Source organism: Rhodococcus sp. P14, assembly GCF_000256505.1.
In the GTDB taxonomy this organism is placed as follows: Bacteria; Actinomycetota; Actinomycetes; order Mycobacteriales; family Mycobacteriaceae; genus Rhodococcus; species Rhodococcus ruber.
This window is the reverse complement of the sequence record NZ_AJFC01000162.1, coordinates 1-7,414: the sequence shown is the minus strand read 5'-3', so window position 1 is coordinate 7,414 and position 7,414 is coordinate 1. Positions and strand designations below refer to the sequence as shown.

At 70.3% G+C, this 7,414-nt stretch carries 9 protein-coding genes; 8 read left to right on the top strand and 1 reads right to left on the bottom strand.

Annotated elements, in window-relative coordinates; translation table 11 throughout:
* From OEY_RS0111795 to OEY_RS0111785, 3 genes are all read left to right on the top strand, one after another.
* A partial coding sequence (locus OEY_RS0111795) for an AMP-binding enzyme (protein WP_010594079.1) occupies positions 1-602 on the top strand: 602 nt, incomplete at its 5' end.
* On the top strand, positions 589-1,824 hold the full coding sequence (locus OEY_RS0111790; RefSeq protein WP_010594078.1) for an acetyl-CoA C-acetyltransferase: 1,236 nt from the start codon (positions 589-591) through the stop codon (positions 1,822-1,824). The genes OEY_RS0111795 and OEY_RS0111790, both read left to right, overlap by 14 nt.
* Complete coding sequence (locus OEY_RS0111785) at positions 1,821-3,026, top strand: CoA transferase (RefSeq protein ID WP_010594077.1); 1,206 nt, start codon at positions 1,821-1,823, stop codon at positions 3,024-3,026. The genes OEY_RS0111790 and OEY_RS0111785 overlap by 4 nt, the downstream gene beginning before the upstream one ends.
* Before the next feature lie 22 nt (positions 3,027-3,048).
* On the opposite strand, the gene OEY_RS0111780 is transcribed toward OEY_RS0111785, so the two are convergent.
* A complete protein-coding gene (locus OEY_RS0111780; RefSeq protein ID WP_010594076.1) occupies positions 3,049-3,627 on the bottom strand; it encodes a TetR/AcrR family transcriptional regulator in 579 nt (192 codons plus the stop codon).
* A 140-nt stretch (positions 3,628-3,767) separates the two neighbouring features.
* On the opposite strand from OEY_RS0111780, the gene OEY_RS0111775 reads away from it, so the two are divergent.
* From OEY_RS0111775 to OEY_RS0111755, 5 genes are all read left to right on the top strand, one after another.
* On the top strand, positions 3,768-4,331 hold the full coding sequence (locus OEY_RS0111775) for an FAS1-like dehydratase domain-containing protein (RefSeq protein WP_010594075.1): 564 nt from the start codon (positions 3,768-3,770) through the stop codon (positions 4,329-4,331).
* The gene (locus OEY_RS0111770) at positions 4,331-4,741 is read left to right on the top strand and encodes a Zn-ribbon domain-containing OB-fold protein (RefSeq protein WP_010594074.1); all 411 of its coding nucleotides are present in this window, start codon (positions 4,331-4,333) and stop codon (positions 4,739-4,741) included. Before OEY_RS0111775 ends, OEY_RS0111770 begins: the two co-directional genes overlap by 1 nt.
* Positions 4,738-5,148 carry a MaoC/PaaZ C-terminal domain-containing protein gene (locus OEY_RS0111765; protein ID WP_010594073.1) on the top strand — a complete coding sequence of 137 codons (411 nt, stop codon included), beginning with the start codon at positions 4,738-4,740 and terminating at the stop codon, positions 5,146-5,148. The genes OEY_RS0111770 and OEY_RS0111765 overlap by 4 nt, the downstream gene beginning before the upstream one ends.
* Positions 5,145-6,344, top strand: a complete 1,200-nt coding sequence (locus OEY_RS0111760; protein WP_010594072.1) for a lipid-transfer protein — start codon at positions 5,145-5,147, stop codon at positions 6,342-6,344. Before OEY_RS0111765 ends, OEY_RS0111760 begins: the two co-directional genes overlap by 4 nt.
* Before the next feature lie 29 nt (positions 6,345-6,373).
* A partial coding sequence (locus OEY_RS0111755; protein ID WP_010594071.1) for a DegT/DnrJ/EryC1/StrS family aminotransferase occupies positions 6,374-7,414 on the top strand: 1,041 nt, incomplete at its 3' end.

Here is a 7,414-nt window from a genome sequence, read left to right as displayed (position 1 = left end):
CGGGCGGCGCCCGGCCGGTCGATCCGGCGATCCGGGTGCGTATCGCCGACCCGCTCGACGACCGGGTGCTGCCGGACGGCGAGCAGGGCGAGCTGCAACTGCGCGGCCCCAACGTCGTCGACGCGTACCTCGGCAACCCGGACGCCGCGGCGCGCGCGTTCACCGCCGACGGCTGGTTCCGCAGCGGCGATCTCGCTGTCGCGACCGGCGACGGCGGCTGCACCTACGTGTGCCGGATGGGAGACGTGCTGCGGCTGCGGGGATTTCTCGTGGACCCGGCCGAGATCGAGCACCGGCTGGCCGAGCATCCCGGGGTGCGGACGGCCAAGGTCGTCGGCATCACCGGCGACGGCGGCTACACCCGGGCCGTGGGCTTCGTCGTCCCCGCCGACGACGCCCCGGCCGACTTCGATGCGGCATCGCTGAAGGCCTGGTGTGCCGACACACTCGCCGCGTTCAAGGTGCCCACGGCGATTCACGTCATCGAGGCGATGCCCACGACGGTGGGCGGCAACGGCACCAAGATCCGTGCCGTGGAGCTGCGCGAGTGGGCGCAGGACTGGACCGATCGGGAGAGGGATTTCCGAAATGACCACAACTGATGCGACCGCCAACGACGTGGTGATCTGCGAACCCCTGCGCACGCCCGTCGGGCGGTACGGCGGGGTGTTCGTCGACGTGCCCGCCACCGACCTCGCCGCCGGGGTGATCTCGGAACTGCTGTCCCGCACCGGGGTCGACCCCGAGTCGGTGGACGACGTGATCTTCGGCCAGTGCTACCCCAACGGGGAGGCCCCCGCGATCGGCCGCGTCGTCGCGCTCGACGCGGGCCTGCCGGTGACGGTGCCGGGCCTGCAGCTCGACCGGCGGTGCGGCTCCGGGCTGCAGGCCGTGCTCGACGCCGCGATGCGCGTGCAGACGGGCGTGGCCGACGTCGTGATCGCCGGCGGCGTCGAATCCATGAGCCGTGCCGAGTACTACACCGAATCGATGCGGTGGGGCGCCAAGGGCGCGCCGGCCGCGCTGCACGACCGGCTCGCCCGTGGCCGTGTCACCGCCGGCGGACGCAACCATCCCGTGCCCGGCGGGATGCTCGAGACCGCGGAGAATCTGCGCCGCAGGTACGGGATCGGTCGTCGCGAACAGGACGAGCTGGCGGTCGAGTCGCACCGGCGTGCGGTGGCGGCGATCGACTCGGGGGTGTTCGCGGAGGAGATCGTGCCGGTGTCCGTGCCCCAGCGCAAGGGTGACGACCGGGTCGTGGACCGGGACGAGCACCCGCGGGCCGACACCACCGTCGACACCCTCGCCAGGCTCCGGCCGATCATGGCGGCGCAGGACCCGGAGGCGACGGTGACCGCAGGTAACGCCAGCGGTCAGAACGACGGTGCCGCAGCGTGTCTCGTCACGACCCGCGCCCATGCGGAGCGGCTCGGCCTGCGACCGCTGGGCCGGCTGGTCACGTGGGCGGTGGCCGGTGTCGCACCGGCCGAGATGGGCATCGGACCGGTGCCCTCGACCGAGAAGGCCCTGAAGCGGGCCGGTCTCACGCTCGCCGACATCGACCTGATCGAACTCAACGAGGCGTTCGCGGCGCAGGCGCTGGCGGTGACCCGCGAGTGGGGCTTCACGGCAGCCGATTTCGAGCGGACCAACGTCAACGGCTCGGGAATCTCGCTCGGTCACCCGGTCGGGGCGACCGGCGTGCGCATCCTCGCCACGCTGCTGCGCGAACTCGACCGCCGCGGAGCGCGGTACGGACTCGAGACGATGTGCATCGGCGGTGGGCAGGGGTTGACGGCGATCTTCGAGAGGGTGGCATGACGACGCGCCCGCTCGACGGGGTGCGCGTCGTCGACCTGTCCAGCTTCGTCGCCGGACCGACCGCCGGGCGCATCCTCGCCGAGCTCGGCGCGGACGTGATCCGTGTGGACCCGCTCGGTGGCGCGGTCGACGGTGGTCGCTGGCCCCTCGCGGGGTCGGGGGCGAGCCTGTACTGGACGGGCCTGAACCAGGCGAAGCGGTCCGTCGCGGTGGATCTGCGCAGCGAGGACGGCCGCGCCGTCGTCACCGACCTGATCGCCGAGGCGGGCATCGTGCTCGAGAACGCGGCCCGCACGCCCTGGCTCGCGCACGACGTGCTCGCCGCACGGCGGCCCGACCTGATCCACCTGCACATCGCCGGCAACGCCGACGGCTCGCCCGCGGTGGACTACACCGTCAACGCCGCGGTCGGCCTGCCCCTGATGAGCGGACCCGTCGACGGGACGGTCCCGGTGAACCACGTGCTCCCGGCCTGGGACCTGATCACCGGGGTGCAGGCGGCCCTGGGCATCGTCGCCGCGCTGCGGCGGCGGGATCGCACGGGCGAGGGCGCCTACCTCGAACTCGCCCTGGAGGACGTCGCGGTGTCCGCGGTCGCGAGCATGGGCTGGCTGGCCGAGGCGGAGGAACGCGGGTCCGGCCGGGAGCGGCAGGGCAACGCGCTGTACGGCAGCTACGGCTCGGATTTCGCCACCGCCGACGGCCGTGCCGTCATGGTCGTCGGCCTCACCGCCGCCCAGTGGCGGGGGCTCGTCGAGGTCACCGGCACCGCCGAGGTGTTCGCGGCACTCGAACGGCATCGCGGGCTGCGATTCGCCGACGAGGGCGACCGCTACGCCGCGCGGGACGAGATCACCGCGATCCTGCGTCCGTGGTTCGCGGCGCGCACGCTCGCCGAGATCGAGAAGGAACTGTCCGGCAGCCGGGTGCTGTGGGCGCCGTACCGGACCATGGACGAGGTGGCCGCCCGCGAGTATGCCGTGATCGAACGCGTCGAACAGCCCGGCGTCGGTGCGGTACCGACGGCGCGTTCCCCGTTGCGCTGGGACGGGACGTACACCGGGGCGCGCCCGGCGCCCCAGCATGGGCAGCACACCCGCGAGGTTCTGGCGGAACTCGGGCTGGGACCCGGCAGCATCGACGCGCTCCTGGATGCCCAGGCGGGGACGCCGGCGCCGTCGGCCCGGCCCGACGGGGCGTAGCACCACGCCCGCGAACACGGCGTCATTTCTCCTCCGCGAAGCCCCCGAAGAACAGCGCGACGAGCAGGTCGGTGAACTCGTCCGTCGTGTAGTCGTCGCGTCCCGGCCAGTGCATGCTCGCCCACAGTGTGTCCCGCACGGTGCGGTAGAAGACCTCGGCGGGAATGTCGGAGCGGAAGCTGCCGTCGGCGACACCGGCGGCGAGGGCGGTGAGCCAGTAGTCGCGCACCGTGCGTGACGGCGCGTCGACGACGTCGAGCAGGCCGTTGTCGCGCAGGTATTGCCGGTTCTGCTGGTAGATCGCCGTCGGATGGGGATGTTCCTCGATCACGGCGAGCGTTTGCCGAATCAGGCCGCGCACCGTCTCGCGCGCGCTCGTCGATGTCTCCACCACGCGCCGGAAGCGCTGGTCGATGTCGGCCATGAAGCCGCTGAGGATCTCGGCGACGATCGCATTCTTCGATCTGAAGAAGTGGTACAGGCTGCCGGAGAACACTCCGGCGCGTTCGCCGATGTCACGGACCGTCGTGGGGGCGATCCCCTTGGTTGCGAAGAGTTCGGCCGCGAGCCGCATGATCTCGTCGCGTCGGTCCGACGTCATGGTCAATTTCCCTTCTGTTTCGCCGGTTCGGCTCGAGTTTTCTGCCGTCCGTTCCAACTGAGTGGGAACGGGCCGTCCCGGCGGGGCATCCGCGCCTACCGTACTGCACCAAGCGCTTGCTCAAGAAAGGTGGTGCGGACGTGCCGACGCTGGAACAGGAGTTGGAACGGGAGTTCGAGCAGTACGTCGGGCGGGTGGCCGAGCCCGCCCGGGTGGCCCGGTACGCCGTGGACGAGGCGATGATCCGGAACTGGGTCGAGGCCCACGACGACTACAACCCCGTCTATGTCGACCGGGACGCGGCCCGCGCGACCGGACGACCGGACGTGGTGTGCCCGCCCGCGATGATCTCGACGTGGGTGATGGCCGGCTACCGGCGCTGGCGCGAGGTGCAGCGGCTGCGCGCCGAAGGACGGACCGAGGACTTCGCCTACTCCGAGCTGATGACTCTGCTGGACCGGCACGGCTTCACCTCCGTGGTCGCCACCAACGTCGAGCAGGACTACCACCGCGAACTCGTCCCGGGCGACCACGTCACCGCGCACTTCACCATCGAGTCGATCTCCCCGGTCAAACGCACCGGCCTCGGCCGCGGCTGCTTCGTCACCCTGCACAAGCGCTACGAGAACCAGCACGGCGACCTGCTCGTCGAGGAGCGATTCCGGTTGCTCCGCTTCGACCCGAACACCACCGAGGAGGCGTGATGACGGCCGTTCCCAGGTTGACGATCACCCAGGACAACGAGTTCTGGTTCGCAGCCGCCCGCGAGGGCAGGCTCGAGATCCAGCGCTGCAGCGACTGCGGCGCACTCCGGCATCCGCCGGGACCGGCGTGTCCGAAGTGCCGCTCCTTCAAGTGGGACACCGTCGAGTCGTCGCGCCGCGGCACCCTGCACAGCTGGACCGTGATCCACCACCCGAAGGACCCGTCCTTCTACTATCCCCTCGCGGTCGGGCTGATCGACCTCGAGGAGGGCATCCGGATCGTCGCCGACATCGCCGGGGTCGAGCACGACCGGCTGCGGATCGGCATGGAGCTCGAGGTCGGCTTCGCCGAGCACGCGCACGGCGAAATCCTGCCGCAGCTGCGCCTTCCGGGCGGAGGTGCCGCATGAGCCTGCCGACCGTGTCCGTCGGCACCGAACTGCCGGCACTGGACCTACCGCTCGACCGCAGCACCATCGTCGCCACCGCGATCGCCTCCCAGGATTTCGAGGATGTGCACCACGATCCGGGTGCAGCCGAAAAGCGCGGCACGCCCGACATCTTCATGAGCATCAACTCGACGAACGGATTCGTCGACCGCTGCATCACCGACTGGGCCGGGCCGGCCGCCCGCATCCGCCGCGTCGCACTGCGGCTGGGCGTCCCCAACTTTCCCGGCGACACCATGCGCCTGACCGGGACGGTGACCCGCGTCGACGCCGGCGCCGTCACCGTCGAGGTGCTCGGCCGCAACGCCCGAGGAACACATGTGACCGCCGAGGTCACCGTCGCACCGTACGAAGGACAGACACGATGAGCGGCAAGGCAATTCCCGGCGGGGGTTTCGCCCGCAAGGCGGCGATCGCGGGTATCGGCGCCACCGAGTTCTCCAAGAACTCCGGGCGCAGCGAATGGCAGCTGGCCTGCGAGAGCGTGCTCGCCGCGCTCGAGGACGCGCAGATCGGCGTCGAGGAGGTGGACGGCTTCGCACTGTTCACGATGGAGACCAACCCCGAGATCGCGGTCGCCCGGGCGCTCGGCATCCCCGAACTGACGTTCTTCAGCCGCATCCCGCACGGCGGCGGCGGCGCGTGCGCACCCGTGCAGCAGGCGGCGCTCGCCGTGGCCAGTGGGGTCGCCGACGTCGTGGTCGTCTACCGGGCCTTCAACGAACGCTCCGGCACCCGGTTCGGCGCCGGCCCGCCGCCGTTCGCCTACACGGCCAACACCGACCAGGAATACCGCAACTGGATCAACCCCTACGGGCTGCTCACCCCCGCCCAGCAGGAGGCGTTCCTCGCCCGGCGCTACATGCACAAGTACGGGGCGACCAGCGCCGACTTCGGCCGCATCTCCGTGCTCTCGCGCAAGCACGCCGCCGTCAACCCCAGGGCCTGGTTCTACGAGCGGCCCATCACCCTCGACGACCACCAGAACTCCCGGATGATCGCCGACCCGCTGCGGCTCCTCGACTGCTGCCAGGAGAGCGACGGCGGCCAGGCCCTGGTGATCGTCAGCACCGAGCGGGCCCGCGACCTGCCGCACCCGCCAGCCGTCGTCTCCGCCGCCGCGCAAGGCGTCGGGCCCCAGCAGATCTCCATGAGCAGCTACTACCGCGAGGACATCGACGAGATGCCCGAGGTCGAGCTGGTGGCACGGCAGCTGTGGGATCAGGCCGGCATCGATCCGGACGACATCGACGCCGCGATCCTCTACGACGCGTTCACCCCGATGGTGCTGCTGCAACTCGAGGAGTACGGGTTCTGCGGCCGCGGCGAGGCCAAGGACTTCATCGCGGACGGCAACCTCGAACTCGACGGCCGCCTGCCCGTCAACACCCACGGCGGACAACTCGGCGAGGGATACATCCACGGCGTCAACGGAATCGCCGAGGGCGTGCGCCTGATCCGCGGTACGTCGGTGAACCAGCCCGGCAAGGACGTGTCGAACGTTCTGGTCACAGGCGGCTCCCCGGTGCCGCACAGCGCACTCGTGCTCTCCGCCGACAACTGACCGACCACCCATCCAGAGAAAGTCCGAACATGACCGAACGCATCACCTATGCCCGCGCCACCCACGGCGAGGACGAAATCCGAGCGGTGGTCGACGTCCTGCGCAGCGGCCATCAGGGGCTGCGCATCGGCAAGAACGTCTTCGAGCTCGAACGCCGCATCCCCGAGCTGTCCGGGAAGCAGTACGGCGTGATGTGCAACTCCGGATCCTCCGGCCTGTACCTCGCGGTCGAGCTGCTCGACCTGCCGAAGGGCAGCGAGGTCATCACCTCGCCGTTGACCTTCTCCACCGACGTCGCGCCCCTCGTGCGCGCCGGCCTGGTACCGGTCTTCGTCGACGTCGAACCGGACACGTTCAACGTCGACGTCACCAAGATCGAGGCGATGGTCACCGACCGCACCAGCGCCGTGCTCGTCCCGAACCTCGCCGGCAACTGCCCCGACTGGGACGCGATCCGGGCCGTCGCCGACCGGCACGGCCTGAAGGTGATCGAGGACACCTGCGACACCCTCGGTGCCCGGCTGCACGGCACGCCCACCGGCGCGCGTGCCGACCTGAGCGTCACCAGCTTCTCCATGGCCCACATCATCACGTGTGCCGGCACCGGCGGCATGGTCATGATGGACGACGAGCAGACCCGTGATCGTGCACTCCTGCTGCGCCGCTGGGGGCGTCGCTCCGAGCCGAACCTGTTCGGCAACGGGGGTGGACGCGTCTTCCGGGAGGATCTGGACGGGGTCGACTACGACAACGACTTCATCTTCGATCTGCTGCCGTGGAACTTCGAACCGTCCGAACTCGGCGCCGCCTACGGCGTCGTGCAGCTGAACAAGCTCGCGCAGAACTACGAGCGGCGCCGCAAGACCTTCGCGGAGTTCACCGCCGCATACGGCGCCTACCCCGAGTTCTTCCGCACGCCGGTCGAAACCGACGGCCTCGACACCGCCTGGCTGTGCTATCCCGTCACGGTCTCCGCCGACGCCCCGTTCTCCCGCAGTGACCTGCAGGAGTTCGTCGAAGCGCAGGGCATCGACACCCGAACCGTGTGGAGCGGCAACATCACCCGCCAT